The following is a 16526-nucleotide window of genomic DNA, read 5'->3' as shown; positions in this document are numbered from 1 at the left end:
GGTTTCAGGCCACCTTCTGCTCGGCGGGAGCGGCGCCCACCTGGTCAATCAACGTGTGCAGCGGCACCAGGCGCTCGCGCTCGATCTTCTCGACCTCCGCGCCCGGCACGTAGTAGTCGACGTCGCGGTCGTAAGCGCGCACCACGAACGAACCCACCATGCCGACCAGGCCCAGAATCGCCAGCCACCAGATGTGCCAGATCAGCCCGAAGCCCAGCAGCGTCGCGAAACCGCCCATCACCACGCCCACGCCGGTGTTGCGCGGCATGTGGATGTCGGCGTAGTGCGCATGGCGCGGGTAGGCGCGCTTGTGCTCCTTGTCGACCCAGAACTGATCGAGCTCGGCGATCTGCGGCTCCACGGCGAAGTTGTAGAACGGCGCCGGCGAGCTGGTCGACCACTCCAGGGTACGGCCGCCCCAGGGGTCGCCGGTGAGGTCGCGGTTGCTGTCGCGGTTGCGGATGCTCACGGCGATCTGCAGCACGGTGAAGCCGATGCCCGCCAGGATGATCGCGGCGCCGATGAAGGCCACCACGAAGTACGGCTGCCATGCCACGTTGTCGTAATGCTGCATGCGGCGGGTGGCGCCCATGAAGCCCAGCACGTACAGCGGCATGAAGGCTACGTAGAAACCCACCAGCCAGCACCAGAACGACCACTTGCCCCAGCGCTCCTCCAGCTTGAAGCCGGTGGCCTTGGGGAACCAGAAGTTCAGCGCGGCCAGGCAGCCGAACACCACGCCGCCGATGATCATGTTGTGGAAGTGCGCGATCAGGAACAGGCTGTTGTGCAGCACGAAGTCCGCGCCCGGCACCGCCAGCAGCACGCCGGTCATGCCGCCGATCACGAAGGTCACCATGAAGCCGATCGTCCACAGCACCGGCACGGTGAAGCGCACACGGCCGCGGTACATGGTGAACAGCCAGTTGAACACCTTCACGCCGGTGGGAATCGAAATCACCATGGTGGCGATGCCGAAGAACGCATTGACGTCCGCGCCCGAGCCCATGGTGAAGAAGTGGTGCAGCCACACCAGGAAGGACAGGCCGCCGATCGCCACCGTGGCCCACACCATCGACTTGTAGCCGAACAGCGGCTTGCCCGAGAACGTGGAGATGATCTCGGAGAACACGCCGAAGCACGGCAGCACCAGGATGTAGACCTCGGGGTGGCCCCAGACCCAGATCAGGTTCACGTACATCATGGCGTTGCCGCCAAGGTCGTTCGTGAAGAAGTGCATGCCGAGGTAGCGGTCAGCGCCGAGCAGCGCCAGCGTCACGGTCAGCACCGGGAATGCCGCCACGATCAGCACGTTGGTGACCAGGGCGGTCCAGCTGAACACCGGCATCTTCATCAGCGTCATGCCCGGAGCGCGCATGCGCAGGATGGTGACGATGAAGTTGATGCCGCTGAGCGTGGTTCCCAGACCCGATAGCTGCAGCGACCAGATGTAGTAATCCACGCCGACGCCGGGGCTGAACTGCAGCTCGGACAGCGGCGGATACGCCAGCCAGCCGGTGGTGGAGAACTCGCCCACGAACAGCGACAGCATGATCAGCACCACGCCCGAGGCGGTGAGCCAGAAGCTCAGCGAGTTCAGGAACGGATAGGCCACGTCGCGCGCGCCGATCTGCAGCGGCACGACCAGGTTCATCAGGCCCACGATGAACGGCATCGCCATGAAGAAGATCATGATCGTGCCGTGGGCGCTGAAGATCTGGTCGAAATGGTGCGCCGGCAGGTAGCCCTGGGCACCGCCGGCGGCCAGCGCCTGCTGGCCGCGCATCATGATCGCGTCAGCGAAGCCGCGCAGCAGCATCACCAGCGCCAGAATGACGTACATGACGCCGATCTTCTTGTGATCCACCGTGGTGAACCACTCGTTCCACAGGTAGCCCCACTTGCGGAAGTAGGTGATGCCACCGAGCATGGCCGCGCCGCCGATGGCCACCATCAGCAGGGTGCCCATCACGATCGGCTGGTCGAAGGGGATCGACGAAAGGGAAAGCTTTCCGAACATGGCTTACTCCGCAGCCTTGGCGTGATCGTTGTGCGAGGCGGCGACGGCGACGCCGTCATGCGCCGGCATGTCGTGCATCGGCATGCCCTCCATCGGCGCGCCTTCCATCGGCTTGTCGCCGGCGGGCTTGCCGCCCATGTCCTTGTGCAGGATGTCCTCGAACAGGTCGGGCGCGACCGTCGCGTAGTACGACACCGGCACCTTCTCGCTGGGCTGTTCCAGCGTCTTGTAGGTTGGCAGATCGAGCGTGGCCGAACTGGCCTTCGCCTTGGCCAGCCAGTCCTGGAAGCCCTGCGCACTGGTGGCGATCGCCTTGAAGCGCATGTCGGAGAACCCGGCACCGCTGTAGTTGGAGGACAGGCCGTCGTAGTTGCCCGCCTCGCGCGCGATCAGGTGCAGCTTGGTCTGCATGCCCGCCATCGCGTAGATCTGGCTGCCCAGCTGCGGGATGAAGAACGCGTTCATCACCGAGGCCGAGGTGATCTTGAAGTTCACCGGCGTGTCCACCGGGAACGCGATCTGGTTGACGCTGGCCACGCCGTAGTCCGGATAAATGAACAGCCACTTCCAGTCCAGCGCCACCGCCTCGATGGTCACCGGCTTCACGTCGGACGCCAGCGGCTTGTACGGGTCCAGCGCGTGCGTGCTGCGCCAAGTGATGACGGCGAGGATCGCGATGATGACGCAGGGGATGCCCCACATCACCGCCTCGATCTTGGTCGAGTGCGCCCACTTCGGGGCGTAGGTGGCCTTGGTGTTGGAGGCGCGGTAGCGCCACGCGAACCACAGGGTCAGCCCAATCACCGGGATCACCACCACGGACATCAGCCCTAGCGCGATCAGGATCAGGTTCTTCTCATGCATGCCCACATCGCCCTTCGGCGAGAGGACTTCCATGTTGCAGCCGGCGAGGAACACGGCGATGCCTGCGCACGACCAGCGCAAGGCGGAAACGACGGTACGTTTGCTCACGAACGACTCTTTGGGACGGCTAAAAGGGGGATGCCGTGGGGATGCGGCGCGCGCATCGTAGTGAGTGGCGGCACAAATTGACACCCCGTCGAGACACAATGTCGCAGTTGAAACATGCTGCGCGATGAACTTGCGCGTTGCCTGCCGCGCCTTAGTGTGGCTGGCATCTCACAGAAAGCGCGCCTGCTACCATGCCGCGCATGAGCACATCCATCCCCGCCCGGATCGCCGCGCTGCGCGCGGCCATGCAGCAGCACGGCGTCGCCGCCGTGGTCGTCCCCAGCGCCGACCCGCATCTGTCCGAATACCTGCCCGAGCACTGGCAGGCACGCGTATGGCTGTCCGGCTTCACCGGCTCGGCCGGCACCCTGGTGGTGGGCCGCGAGCAGGCGGGCCTGTGGACCGACTCGCGCTATTTCTCGCAAGCCGAGCAGCAACTCGCCGGCAGCGGCATCGCCTTGATGAAGCTGCACGTGCCGCACACGCCCGAGCACATGGACTGGCTGGCCACGCACCTGCATCAGGGCGACGTGCTGGCCGTAGCCGGCGACAGCGTCTCGCTGGCCGGCCTGCGTGCGATGGAAGGCAAGCTGGGCGCACACGGCGTGCGCGTACGCACCGATCTCGACCTGCCCGGCGCGGCCTGGCACGACCGGCCCGCCCTGCCCCATGCACGCATCGTCGAGCATCCGATCGCCTGGGCCTGCACTTCGCGTACGGACAAGCTCAACCGCCTGCGCAACGCGCTGCGCAAGCGCGGCGCCACCCATCACCTTGTTTCCAGCCTCGACGACATCGCCTGGCTCACCAACCTGCGCGGCAGCGACGTGGAGTGCAACCCGGTCTTCCTCGCCCACCTGCTGGTCGCGGCCGAGGGCAAGGCCACCTTGTTCGCCGAGCGCGGCAAGTTCGACGATGCGCTGGTCGCCCAGCTCGCCGCCGACGGTGTGGCGATCGCCGGCTATGCCGGCATCACCGGCGCGCTGGCCGAGCTGCGCAAGGGCGAAGTCCTGCTGTTCGACCCCGCGCGCGTGGTCTGCACGATCAGCAACGCGATCCCCGCCGACGTGCAGCGCATCGAAGCCGCCAATCCCAGCACCGCATTCAAGGCGGTGAAGAGCCCGGCCGAGCTGGATCGCGTGCGCGAGGTGATGCGCCGCGACGGCGCGGCACTGGCCGGCGCGTTCCGCGAGATCGAGCACCAGTTGGCCCAAGGCAAGCCGCTCACCGAGCTGGATGTGCATCGCCTCGTGCATGCCGCGCGCGCGGCGCAACCGGAGTTCGTGGGCGAGAGTTTCGCCACCATCGCCGGCTACCAGGCCAACGGTGCCCTGCCGCATTACCGCGCCACCCAGGAATCGCACAGCGCGCTGCAGGCGAAGGGCTTGCTGCTGATCGACTCCGGCGGCCAGTACCTCGGCGGCACCACCGACATCACCCGCGTGCTGGCGCTGGGAGAAACCACCGTCGAGCAACGCCGCGACGCCACCCTGGTGCTCAAGGGCATGATCGCGCTCAGCCGCGCCCGCTTCCCGAAGGGCGCCAGCGGCCCGCAGCTCGACGCGCTGGCGCGTGCGCCGCTATGGGCTGCCGGCTGCGACTACGGCCACGGCACCGGCCACGGTGTGGGTTACTTCCTCAACGTGCACGAAGGCCCGCAGTCGATCCGCCCGCCGGTGAGCGGTGGCGCGCTGGTGGCGCTGGAGCCGGGCATGATCTCCTCCATCGAACCCGGCCTGTACAAGCCCGGCCGCCATGGCATCCGCCACGAGAACCTCGCCGTGGCAGTCGAAGCCGACCGCACCGAATTCGGCGACTTCCTCGCCTTCGAGACGCTCACGCTGTGCCCGTTCGATCGCCGTGCGCTGGAACCCGGCCTGCTCAGCCCCGACGAACGCGCCTGGCTGGACGACTACCACGCCACCGTGCGCGCCGCGCTGTCCCCACTGCTGGAAGGCGCCGACCTCGCCTGGCTGACCTGGCATTGCGCACCGCTGGCCGGCAGGGCCGAGTAACCGGGGCAATCCGCCATCGTCGGCATCCCGGGATTCAAAAGATCGGGTGTTTCTTCGTGCCGCAGCCGTTTCTCCCTGTCCCGGGAGACGGCTGCCGGATTTCCCGCGGCCGGCCACCGATGCCGGCAAGGCGGCAGGTTTCCGGCGCCAGGACGGAAAGGCCGCGTCGTGGAATTCGCAGGATACGAATGCGAAGGACGGCCCCATCATTGGTATTGCATGGTCACGGTTACCGAGGTGTTTGCCGCCCCCCCGGCGATGGCACCGCCCACCCGGTAGTAGCGGGCCTTCAGCGGGATGACATAGCTTCCGCCGGAACTTGGGTCGTAATCTGAAAACGTCTGGTCCTTGCCCAGCTGGAAGGCGGTGGTCCCGTCGTCGTTCAACAATTGCACGCCGACCCCGGAAGCCGACGAACTGCCGTCCAGGGCAATCACCGAATCCGCAGCGCTCAGCACCGCGGTCGTGGGATCGAGGCGGTATTGAATGCGACCCAGGCCGGCCGGGCAGTTATTCAGGCTGATGTCGAAGCCGACGGCCTGCGTGGTAGTGCCGATCGCGGGCATCTCGCTCGGCAGGTGCGACCCCAGGCGAACCATGACGTCCGGCGTCTCGCATGCCATCTCGGAAATCTGGACGTTGGGAATACTGAAAGAAACGCGGCTGGTCCCTGGTGCCTGGACGGGATTGTTGTTCACGATCGCCACACCGTAACCCACGATGCCTCCCGGCAGAATGCCGGGCGTTATCGGCCCCGTTTTCACGAACGCCACGCCGATCTGGAGTCCGTTGAACACCGTGCCGTTCTGGTTGCACGCCGTCCAGGCATAGCCCGTGGCCGGCGCAACCTCCTGGCGGGCCCCCCATCCACAACCATTGACATGCTGCCTTACATAGAAGGCGATACCGACGCCCGGCACCGCCGTCATGTGCGCCGGAACCGATTGCCCAGAGATCGTATAAGTACCGACGGTAGCCCCCTCGCCCCTGAAGCCGGCGCCAGTGGACGAGCTGTTGTTGACACTGCACGTCCAGATGCTGGGGAGGCTGCTGCTGTAGCTGAATGTTGCCAGCACGGTTCCGACAGCGGCGTCCCGTGGCACCGTGATGGAGGAAGGCACATTGACGAGATAGTTCTGTCCCCCGCCGCGACAGGTAGCCGTTGCCATCGCCGCCCTGGATCCCGCAAGCAAGAGCAAGAGCATCGCCAACTTCGGCAGCAGGCGACGCCCACGGGCGCCCGCGCCGGAAGAAGAAAATCGCCAGCCGATGCGTGCCCGTGCGGCATATGGCCATGCAGACTTCATGGCGCCTCCTCTTCAGCGGGCAGGGATGCAGCTGCGGCACCGCCTGCCGAGCGACATACGGCACTAAGCGTGTCGTAATAGGAACGTCGGCTGCTCTTGCCGCGGGACGGCAGCGCGTAGTCGATCCGGCATTGCTGATCCGGCTGATCGCCCCATTTCACATGCAAGGTGCCGCTGTCGGCCAAGCCACGCAGGAAGAGCCGGCTGGCCTGCCCCACCACGCCCACCGTCTGTCCCTGTTCATCGAGCACGTCAGCACCAAACGGCAACGGATCGCCGTAGGGGCCGCGCGCCTCCATCAGCGCAGAGCGCCCCAGCGTGGTGCGGAAAACCAGCTTCACCACGGCGCCGGCGTAAGGCGCCACCTGCTGGCTGGTGTTCTGCCATTGCACGTCCGTGGAGGTGCCATACGGGTCGAGCTGCACGGTGTTCTGCTGATACGGAATCAGGTTCGCCACCAGTGCATAGCCACGGCCATCCACGTGTACGCCGGCGTAGTTGGAAACCTGCGCCCCCTTGGCGCCCCGGGCCTCGATCAACGCCATGGTCCTGCCTTGCTGAGGACTGAAGGTCACGCCCCCACCATGCACCAGCAAGACGCCGTTTGCCCCCAGCGACGCCTGGCTATAGCCAGCACCTTGCGCATACGAAGCACTGAGCGTGCTGTACGGGCTGAGGTATTGCAGACTCGCCGAGCCGCTGCCGCTGCCGCCGCCCCGGCTATCGTTGTTCGCCGCGACGCCGTAGCTGAACTCGCCCTCCCTGCCCGCGTTGCCGCTTAGGCCAAGCTCGCGGGTGCTGTAACCGCGGTCGCTGTGCGCGAACGTGCCGCTGAGCGTGGGCGCATGCGCCGCGTGCCCCAACGGCAACGAGAAATGCACGAAGTACTGCGTCTCGCGCATGCCGAAGGCGTCGCGCGTACGCGATACCGTCGCCGAGAAACCCAGATGGCCGACATGGCTGGTATAGCCGGCCTGGTATTGCACGTCCGAGCCTGACGCGTTCCAGTAACGCGAAAGCGAACCGCTGGCGTAGAACGCCCCCGCGCGGCCCAGCGGCTGGTTCATGGTCGCTTCGAACCGGCTGCGCTGGCGCCGGACGGCATCGATGCCAAGCCCACGCCGGGCCAGGTCACGGCTCAGCAAGGCCTCCTGCAAGCCAAGGTAGCCTGACGTCGAGTAGCGGTAGGCAGCCACCAGGAAGCTGGTGCCCGTGCCGGCAAGGAGCCTGCTGTAGCCGAGTTTGAAACTCTTTCCCCGCGAGTCGCGCGTGCCCGGGAGCCGTGCGCGCGCATGCGTAAGATCCGCCGAGAACGCACCGATCCGCGTATTGAATCCACCGCCGACCTGCAAGGCAGCGTAGCCCTGGCTGGCCACCATGCCGCCATAACCGGTCACGAGGTTGGTCACGCCGTGCTGATAGATGCCCTGGAGCAGGTAGGGACGGCCACGCAGGTAGTCGCCGCGCACATAACCCGCGGTGACGCTGTAGCGCGAAAAGCCCTGGCGCAGCAGCTGCGCGACGGAGGAATACGGCACCGCGAAGCGGTGCTCGCTGCCGTCCGCCTCGGTAACGGTCACTTGCAGGTCGCCGCCGTAGCTGCTGGGGTACAGGTCGTTGATCTCGAAAGGTCCCGGCGCAACCGCGACCCGATAGATCAGGTAGCCGTTCTGGCGGACCGACACGCGGGCGTTGCTCGACGCGACCCCTCGCACCACGGGCGCATAGCCGCGCAGCGAACCCGGCAGCATGCGGTCGTCGGAGGCCAGGCGGACGCCGCGAAACGCGACCGTGTCGAACATCTCTCCGCTGGTACTGGTGTCGCCGACGATCAGCTGGCTGCGAATCCCGGCAAAACTCCGCCGCGCATAACTGGCGATGTCCTGCCAATGCCGGCCGGCACCGGTCTGCCACGTCAACGATGACTCATGCCGGATTTGCCAGTCGCCGATATTCAAGCCGGCGTTCAAACCGAGGTAGGCCGAATCCTGCACCAGGCGGCGCGCGCCCGATGGCGGCATCCACGGCTTGCCGTCCGGCCCGAGGATGCGACCATCTGCATTGAACACGCTGCCGCCGGGGATGATGGCTCCGTGGATCGTGCTGCCGGCGGGAATCGCGCCCCCGACGGAGAGTGCATTGCCGTCCGGCCCCAGTACGCGATTGTCCTGCCATGCATCGCCAACACGGTTGCGCATGCGGAAGGCATTGAAGCTGTAGCCCAGCACGCCCGCGTCGATGCCACGATCCCAGTATTGCGGCGCCACGTAGCCGCGCGGGGTACGAACCATGGCAGCCTGGGGCATGCTCAGGTCGAGGCGGAACTGCGCGCTGTCGTAGCTGTCCGCGGCATCCGTCACCCACTGTTCGATACGGTGGCAAGCCCCCTGGCCCGATGGCGCCATCAGTCCCGAAACATCCACGCCGTAACGTTCAAGTTGTTCGCGACTGAAGCACGGGCGGGCGCGTTCGCTTGCGCCCGCCCTGAACTGCACCTGTTCGTTGCCGATGCGATCGCCATTGATATAGATGTCGACCCGATGAGCGCCCGGCAGCACCGGGTCGTCGTGTTCGAAACGCGAAAGGTCCATGTCCTTGGCGCCCCCCTTCAGGAAGGCGCGGTTGAAAGACGGTTCCGCCCCCTCGGCAGCCGTCTCCGAAGGAGTATCCGTCTCCACGACCTCCGCGCTTGCCGCCGCGGCCATCACGGGAGTGCTGCCAAGGACCCCGAAAACCACCGCGGCAAGCGGGTGCCGGCGCAGCGCTCGCGCAGACCGGTGCTGTTGCTTCCTTGCGCTTGCGACATCCGTCCTGCCTCCTTGTGCCATATGCATTCCCATGAAGGCTCCTCCACGCAGCCGGATTCAGCGCTCCAGTGTCGACTTGCGGGGCTTGTCGCCGCCGTAATCGTTGATCGAGGTGAAATCCACTTCGGTCCCGGCAGGCGGTAGCGACGACAAGCCGGCCAGCGGGAAGAAGGCCTTGGCCGCCGGAGCCACCATGCCTCCCTTGTCGAAGGCATAAGGGCGACCATCGACCGTCACGCCCACCCGGCTGAAGGAAACGTAGTAAGGCGTCGGGTTATCGCATTCCAGGCCGAGGCCCTTTCCATCGGACGAAGGCACGACATGCCAGTGCAGCTTGGCGGGCGCTTCGTTGGCCTGCCCGGGCAGCCCCGGCGGGCGAAAAAAAACCTTGATGCGCGAACGGAACGCCAATTGCAGGTAGTTCTTGCCGGTGCTACCCGCCGGCATCGGCGGCACTTCCAGCATGTTGAGCCAGAACAGGCTCTCCCGGTCCTTCGGCAGCGGACGTCCCGTGTACATCAGGCGCAACGCCTGCCCCTTGTTCGGGTTGAGCCGGAAGACCGGCGGCGTCAACGCGAAAGGGGCATTGCTCTCGTCTGGCGTCATCTTCGCGTCGCCGTTGTCCAGCCACGCCTGCACCAACGAAGGTGAGGTGCCGTGATTGCTCAACTGGATAATCACCTCGCGTGCCTTGCCCGGATACACCACGCGCGTGCCGTGGATGACGACATTCGCCCTCGCCGGATATATCGCGAACAGGGAAAACGCGAGGACTGCAGTCCATTGCAACGTAGGCTTCATCGACTGGACCCGGAAAGTACGGACAAGAGCGTTCGGGGAAAGCGGCCAGCCCACGGGAACTGGCCGCCCGTCCATCAGTTGTAAACGATGGTGTAATCCACGCGACTGGCAACGCTGCCTTCCGTCGCCGCGCCGTTGGTGGCCACGTATTGCACGTAGTAGTTCAGCGTGGCGGCGCCGCTGGACAGGGCCACGCTCCCGGTACCCGAGCTATCCGTGCCGCTCGTGGTCTCACCGACATGGATCTGGCTGGTGTCCTCATTCAACAGCGCCAGCTCCACATTCGTTGCGGCAGTGCCACCGCCGTCCACGATCAGCTGCCCCGTACTCTGGTTGACGCTGGTTCCCGGTTCGAAATAGGTCGAAACGTTGCCGGTTGCCGGCGAGCAGTTGCTCAACCCGATGTTGAAGGGAGTGCGGCCGGCCCACGCCCCGCTCGATGCCAGCGTACTCGCGGAAACGGTTGGCAGATTCACGGTGAAGTCCTCGCCGCCCGTGCCATTGCCGTTGATGTCGCAGGTCTGCCCGGTGATGTCGCCGTTGAAAGTGATGGTTCCATCAGCGGCCCGCGCGACTGACGGGGCAGCCAAAAGTCCGGCCCCGATCACGGCCAAACCAGTTGCAAGAATCACGTTATTCATGGAAATACCCTCCATTGATGGCACCAGCGAAATCGAAGAGGCGTCACACAGACCGTGGGACGTTGCATGCACATCGCAGACACACGCTGCCCGCAGCAATCTGTTTACGCCATGCGTTGCACAGCGACTCTTAAGTTTCGAATAGATCACCTCCCCCAGACCCAATCACAGGGACCGCACAAATGGCATTTACATCTCCGGAGCATCCGAGCGCCAAAGCGTTCGATTATCGAAATTCGACGGGAATGCATGAGCGCGGGCATCTTCGACCCAACTCACTTGTACAGTGACATCGTCCGTCGCCGCATATCCGGATAACACCAGACGATTCCGATTTTTGTCGGCCACCGTACTGACGTTGTGAATGCCGATGCCTATGGCAGGAAATACCCTGCACATAGCCATACCGCCCCACCCCTCTGTCCGCGTATCCCGCATGACGTAGAAGAAACCCCGACAGGCGGCCCCTTATTGGGGGTGAGCGGTCGCCTGCTGCCGACACGAAGCCGGCACATGCCGTTCCATGGGCACGCGGGTAATCGGTCGATGTCCGGCAACAAGCCACGGCGAGTACAGCGCCTCGAGGCGGCGAACATCACTCTTCACAGCCTCATTGTGCGGTGGCTATCCAGCGACGTGAATCAGATAGTTCTTAAAATTCGATCCGTAGCGCCACATCGCATACACGATGGTCGGCTGCTCCGACTCAACGAGCAGCATGCCTGCGGCCGCTCACCTTCTGAACACGCCGGCTTCTGGAGACTGTCGCTTCGCGCAGTCGACCAGGGCATGGAGCCATGTTTCCACTCGAGCGATCCATCAAGGGCAGAACGGCCGAAGCCATCGCCACCATCATCTTCGAACGCGGCGGATATCGACTGGCCCGCTTCGGCATCGAGGAGCTCTTCCGCGAGGTCAAGCTGCTGGGAGACGCCGAATACCAGCTACTCAACCTCGATCCACGGCTCCGCTCACTGCCGGATTTCCTGGTGTCGACGCAAAATCTGGACGCAGCGTTCCAGGTCGAAGTGAAGTTCCGGAGCAACCTCTACCAGGAGGTGCGCGAAGAACTTGCCGCCACCATGCAGGGGCAGCGCGACAACTGGCCCAACACCCACGTGCTCCTCCTGGTCGGCTATTCGCCCAACGGATCGAATGCCAAATTCTTTCAGGATTACGTGAGGATCGTTCCGCCTTCGGTGAGCATAGAATTCATCGCGGAAAAGCAGTGGCACAACCAGTTCTGGTCCCAGCTCCCACAGGTCGCCGACGTTTTTCCGCTGATCAAGAAATCCGATTTCGATCTCGACTCGGTGGTTCCGTTTCTTCAGGAACTCACCAAGCTCGGCAATGGCAGCTGACCATTGGTTTCGTCCCGCCAGGCAAAAGCGCCCAAGACGTTCCGCGCTAAACAGCTCCTGCTGCCGGGCTGGTCCGAAGTCCGAACGCGCCCCACGCGACACGGAGCCCGCTCCGGCCCGCGACGCATGCCGTAACGCGCCATCGCGGCCGGTCATCTGGATTCTTGCGGCACCCTCCAGGATGGAGGTCGACCCAGGGGAATCGCCATCGTCGGCTTGTCGCCGCGAGAGGGCCGGCCAGGGCGCCATGCCCGGCCGGGTTCGCCCAGGATGCCGTGCGCAGCGCGGCTCCAATCACCTGAAAGGGAAATTTCGATGAAACGTCCAATGCATGCAAAATGGCTGGCCGCCGCTCTGCTGATTGCCATGTCGGCAACCACCACCGCAGCGGAATTCGGCACATCGCCGCCACCCTCTGCCAACTTCGATGTCAGTCCGCTGCAGAGCGACCAGACCTATCGCGGCTTCATCGTCACTTACAAGAACGGCAGCAGCGAGCACGGCAATGCGGCCGCCGCCGTGCAAAACATCGGCGTGGCCATGGCGCGAGCCAGGCTGACTACCGGCACCGCCGGCGCGGCGCACGCTGTAGGCGTGCGCTATGGGCGCAAACTCGCCACCGGCGCGGAGCTGTTCCACACGGATCGCGCATTGTCCGCCACCGAGGCAGCTGGGCTGATCCGGCAAATCGCCGCCGACCCCGCAGTGGCATTCGTGGAGCCGGAGTACCTGCTCAAAGCCGTCGACAGAGTCGCCCCCGCCGGTGCGGCCAACTTTACGACGCCCAACGACACTTACTACGCCTCCTACCAGTGGGACTACCTGGGCACGGGTGGCAGCAGCTTCTTCGACAACACGCTCAACACCAGTGTGGCGAACTGGGGCGGCGCGAACATCCAGCAGGCATGGAGCCTTGCCGATGGCAGCGGCATCACTATCGCCAGCCTGGATACCGGCGTGACCAACCACCCGGATCTCAACCTCGCGCTGGCCAATGCAGGGTATGACTTCATTACCAGCGCGTCGGTGTCGGGGCGTTCCAGCAATGGCCGTGTCGCCGGCGGCTGGGATACCGGCGACTGGACCACCGCGGGCCAGTGCGGCTTCGGCCAGGGGGCGAGCGACAGCAGCTGGCACGGTACCCACGTGTTCGGCACGGCTGGCGGCGAAATCACCAACAACAACGTCGGCATGGTCGGCACGGCCTTTGGCGCGCAGGTATTGCCGGTGCGCGTGCTCGGCCACTGCGGCGGCAGCAATGCCGATATCGCGGATGCCATCACCTGGGCCTCCGGCGGCACGGTATCGGGCGTGCCAGCCAATACGCATCCGGCGCAAGTGTTGAGCCTGAGCCTGGGCGGCTCGGGTGCCTGCTCGCCCAACAGCGCGCTCGGTGCGGCGATCAGCGGGGCGATCAATCGCGGCGCGGTGGTAGTGGTGGCGGCGGGCAACAGCAATGCCGATGCGGCCAATTACTCGCCGGCCAGTTGCGTCGGCGCGGTGACGGTGGCGGCCACAGGCGTTACCAGCGCGCGCGCCTACTACTCCAATTACGGCGCGAAAGTGACCCTGGCGGCGCCGGGCGGCGGCGTCTACAAGAACGACGGCTCCAGCGGCGCCCAGGCCACCACCGGCTTCATCTGGTCGACCATCAACGCCGGCACCACCACACCATCCGGCGCCACCTACGGCGGCATGGCCGGCACCTCGCAGGCAACCCCGCATGTGGCCGGCGTGGTCGCCCTCATGCAGAGCTACCGCTTGGCCCTGGGCAAGGCGCTGCTGACGCCCGCGCAAGTAACCACACTGCTGCAATCCTCGGCCACCACCCCACACGTTATGCCCACAGCCCCCAAGACGATCGGCGCAGGCATCGTGAACGCTTACGCCGCAGTGCAGGCGGCAGGCAATCAACCCTGAGTGCGACCGGGCCGGCGTCATCGCGACGCCGGCCCGGTTTTCTTGGCAATGAGGCTCAGGGTGCTACATTCCCAAGGCCCATCGGGCACACCACTATTCAAGGAGGAAGTCATGTCGAATATCCCCTGTCGTCGCACTGCGCTTGTCGCGCTCCTGCTCATTGGCCTGTCAGGCACCACTGTCGCCGCCACTGCCCCGTCCAGCGGACTTGGCCAGGCCTGGCCGAATGCGACGGATGTCAGCGCCAGTCCGAACTGGCACGCCTATGTGTTCGTGCTGGGCGGCATCGAATTCGTCCAGATCAACGACATCAACGGCAACGTGATCGGCGCGGTAGGCACGGCCAACGGCGCATTCATCATCTTGCCGGTCGGCCGGTACGCGCAGCTGGTTTCCACGCCGCAGCAACCGGCCGCGGCCACTACCGCCTCCGTTGCCGCGGCCCCACCGACGACGGTCTATCGGGACACCGCGACCACCATCACTGCAACACCGATGAGCGACGGCACGGTCAAGCTCAACGCAATGGGCACCGCCATATGCGACCCGCTCGTCTGCAGCTCTCATGGCGCGCCGCTGAGCAGTGGCACGATCAAGCTCGATACGGAGGGCACAGACACGTGCGACCCGCTCGACTGCAATACCAACCTTCAGTAGGCAGCCCACCTAGACACTGCCGCCACCGTTGCTTCGACGTCGCCGCGCAACGGCATGATCGGACTCGATGCGGCACGCACGGTCGACTGCGGCCCGATGACTGTAACTTCCAGGGAAAGCAACAGTGAACCGCTCGACTCCCCGCAGCAGCACTCGCTGCCGGTGGTTATTCGGGATCGAAGAGGATCACGCTGGTGCGTCGCCCGTCGGGTAGCACGCGCTCCCGCGAGCGCCCCTCGAAGGTGGCGGCGCGGTCGTCGATGGCTTGCCGCCCAAAACCGCAGGTGCTGTAGCGCAGGCGCTGCAGGAGTTCGTGCCAGCGGATATGCCCGACCCGCGACGGATGCCCCCGAGCATCGATCTGAAGCACGGCGAACTGGCGGCCCCCGCCCATCCGCCCGCATCTCACCCGGACACAGAACGCGCTGACGTCGCGTTTCGCACAGGCCTGGGCGACGGTTTCGCACACCAGACGGTAGATCGCCAGATGAATCGGCAGCGAGAGCAGGCTCAACGGACCACGCAGATCGCACCAGTAGGTGATGCCGGCCTCGTCCAACGCCCTGACCATGATCCCTTCGCGCAAGGCGCCGAGCAGTCCGCGTTCGCGCCAGGAAACGGGATAGAGGCTGTCGGCGAGCCTGTGGATCTGGTCCTGCGCCACCAGTTCACGGTTGCGATAACGATGGTCGTCCAACGCCGGGTGCAGGTACCGGAGCCGTTCCATCATCAGCGTATAGCCGGTATGCACTGTCTCGCGGATCCGCTCGAGCGCATGCGAGGTCATGCGCAGCTGCATTTCACTGACGTGGACATTGCGTTGTGCAAGGGTCAATAGCGCCCGCATGGCGTCACGCTCTTGCCGGGCGCGGTGGTCGAACGCGGTGATGCGCGCGCCGACCAGCAGCATGGCCGAGATGACCACAGCGATCACCACCTCAGCCTGCAAGGTGTCAGGATCGTAACTCTGCGGCATCAACACCATGACCGCGATACTGGCTCCTGTGCCGCCAACGGCCGCGCCCTCCCAGCCATGACGCAAGGCCAGCCAAACTACCGGCAGGAACATCGCCACCTGGACGATTTCCCGCGCCTGCTCGGCATGCAGTCCGACCCAGATCAGGAAAATCAGCACCGGTGCAAGCAACAAGATGCTCTCAAGCAGCAACCGGCTCTCGGCGAGTTTCCTTTGCAGCGCGCCCACGTCGAGCCCTGCAAGCGACTGCCGCACCGCCAATACCAGGGGAGCGAGGGTGAGGATCCCCAGGTAGTTGCCGAGCACCCATTGCGCCACGACCTGATCATAGTGAATAGACGGATAGCCGGGTGGCAGCCTGATCGTCGACAGCAGGACCAGATTGTTGAGGGTCATGGCGCAGGTCACCAGCAGCGAAGCCCCCAGCAGCATTCCCATGCTTGCGGTGTTCCGCTCTGGAAAGAGCCGCCACCGCTCGCGGCACAGATAGACGATGGGCATCGCAACCACGGCTGATGGGATGACGTTGACGGTCGCCCAGGCCAAACCAAGCTGGTCGGCACACACATAGCTGAGATACGCCAGTGAGCAGGTTTCGCCGACGAGCAAGGCAGGCCAGTACCGGTACGGCGCCAGCAACAATACGCAGAGGTGAAAGCCACAGAGCGGCATCCAATGCGGTATCAGCCCTTGACGGAACAATGTTGTTCCCAACCCGTAAGCCACGGCTACCGCCGAGTGGCGCATCCAGGCGTTCGTCGACATCTTCATCCGTGCATCCCTCCTGGGATCCCTGTCGTCGTCCATCAATCGGACGAATCGAACTTTCCGGCGCCGGCCATCCGCATGACATGCGGGCACATCGGCCACTTCCGGAGCATCAGGCTTGTCCCCTGGATCCGCCGCTGCCGGCCATCCTTCTGGTCGCCGACAGCATCCTCTTGGCGAAATCGCAGCTATCGACGTTAACAGCATGCCTCCGTCGAATCCAAACGCATGCGCCTGTTCGCGACCCTGTGAGAGTCCGCGCCCAATGAAGATCGGAAGTG

Annotated in this window: 11 protein-coding genes; 4 read left to right on the top strand and 7 right to left on the bottom strand. The window is 64.9% G+C overall.

Features of this window, described 5'->3' with window-relative positions:
- Window positions 1-4: 4 nt before the first annotated feature.
- Both cyoB and cyoA read right to left on the bottom strand, forming a co-directional pair.
- A complete protein-coding gene (gene cyoB, locus ISP14_RS14540) occupies window positions 5-2020 on the bottom strand; it encodes a cytochrome o ubiquinol oxidase subunit I (protein WP_404541175.1) in 2016 nt (671 codons plus the stop codon).
- Window positions 2021-2023: 3 nt separating this feature from the next.
- On the bottom strand, window positions 2024-2992 hold the full coding sequence (cyoA, locus tag ISP14_RS14535; protein WP_404541173.1) for a ubiquinol oxidase subunit II: 969 nt from the start codon (window positions 2990-2992) through the stop codon (window positions 2024-2026).
- A 200-nt stretch (window positions 2993-3192) separates the two neighbouring features.
- Here cyoA and ISP14_RS14530 point away from each other — a divergent pair, with 200 nt between their 5' ends.
- Window positions 3193-5007, top strand: a complete 1815-nt coding sequence (locus tag ISP14_RS14530; protein ID WP_404541171.1) for an aminopeptidase P family protein — start codon at window positions 3193-3195, stop codon at window positions 5005-5007.
- 206 nt (window positions 5008-5213) lie between these two features.
- Here the strand turns inward: ISP14_RS14530 and ISP14_RS14525 are convergent, their stop codons facing one another.
- The 4 genes from ISP14_RS14525 to ISP14_RS14510 all read right to left on the bottom strand — a co-directional run bounded on the left by ISP14_RS14525 (window position 5214) and on the right by ISP14_RS14510 (window position 10563).
- Complete coding sequence (locus ISP14_RS14525; RefSeq protein WP_404541169.1) at window positions 5214-6314, bottom strand: fimbrial protein; 1101 nt, start codon at window positions 6312-6314, stop codon at window positions 5214-5216.
- A complete protein-coding gene (locus tag ISP14_RS14520) occupies window positions 6311-9019 on the bottom strand; it encodes a fimbria/pilus outer membrane usher protein (RefSeq protein WP_404541167.1) in 2709 nt (902 codons plus the stop codon). Before ISP14_RS14520 ends, ISP14_RS14525 begins: the two co-directional genes overlap by 4 nt.
- A 159-nt stretch (window positions 9020-9178) precedes the next feature.
- A complete protein-coding gene (locus tag ISP14_RS14515) occupies window positions 9179-9976 on the bottom strand; it encodes a fimbrial biogenesis chaperone (RefSeq protein WP_404541165.1) in 798 nt (265 codons plus the stop codon).
- A 20-nt stretch (window positions 9977-9996) separates the two neighbouring features.
- Entirely contained in the window at window positions 9997-10563 is a 567-nt protein-coding gene (locus ISP14_RS14510; RefSeq protein ID WP_404541163.1) for a fimbrial protein, read from the bottom strand.
- A 797-nt stretch (window positions 10564-11360) separates the two neighbouring features.
- On the opposite strand from ISP14_RS14510, the gene ISP14_RS14505 reads away from it, so the two are divergent.
- The 3 genes from ISP14_RS14505 to ISP14_RS14495 all read left to right on the top strand — a co-directional run bounded on the left by ISP14_RS14505 (window position 11361) and on the right by ISP14_RS14495 (window position 14501).
- Window positions 11361-11924: a hypothetical protein gene (locus ISP14_RS14505; protein WP_404541161.1), complete on the top strand. Its 564-nt coding sequence runs from the start codon at window positions 11361-11363 to the stop codon at window positions 11922-11924.
- A gap of 315 nt (window positions 11925-12239) precedes the next feature.
- The gene (locus tag ISP14_RS14500; RefSeq protein ID WP_404541159.1) at window positions 12240-13844 is read left to right on the top strand and encodes a S8 family serine peptidase; all 1605 of its coding nucleotides are present in this window, start codon (window positions 12240-12242) and stop codon (window positions 13842-13844) included.
- Window positions 13845-13955: 111 nt separating this feature from the next.
- The gene (locus ISP14_RS14495) at window positions 13956-14501 is read left to right on the top strand and encodes a hypothetical protein (RefSeq protein WP_404541157.1); all 546 of its coding nucleotides are present in this window, start codon (window positions 13956-13958) and stop codon (window positions 14499-14501) included.
- A gap of 166 nt (window positions 14502-14667) precedes the next feature.
- Here ISP14_RS14495 and ISP14_RS14490 read toward each other — a convergent pair whose 3' ends face one another.
- Window positions 14668-16248, bottom strand: coding sequence for an MASE1 domain-containing protein (locus tag ISP14_RS14490; RefSeq protein WP_404541155.1), 1581 nt, complete (start codon window positions 16246-16248; stop codon window positions 14668-14670).
- Window positions 16249-16526: the final 278 nt, after the last annotated feature.

The sequence above is a fragment of the Dyella agri genome, assembly GCF_044904705.1.
GTDB classification, from domain to species: domain Bacteria; phylum Pseudomonadota; class Gammaproteobacteria; order Xanthomonadales; family Rhodanobacteraceae; genus Rhodanobacter_A; species Rhodanobacter_A agri.
Note: the sequence above shows the minus strand (reverse complement) of the source record. Positions and strands in the feature narration are given on the sequence as shown.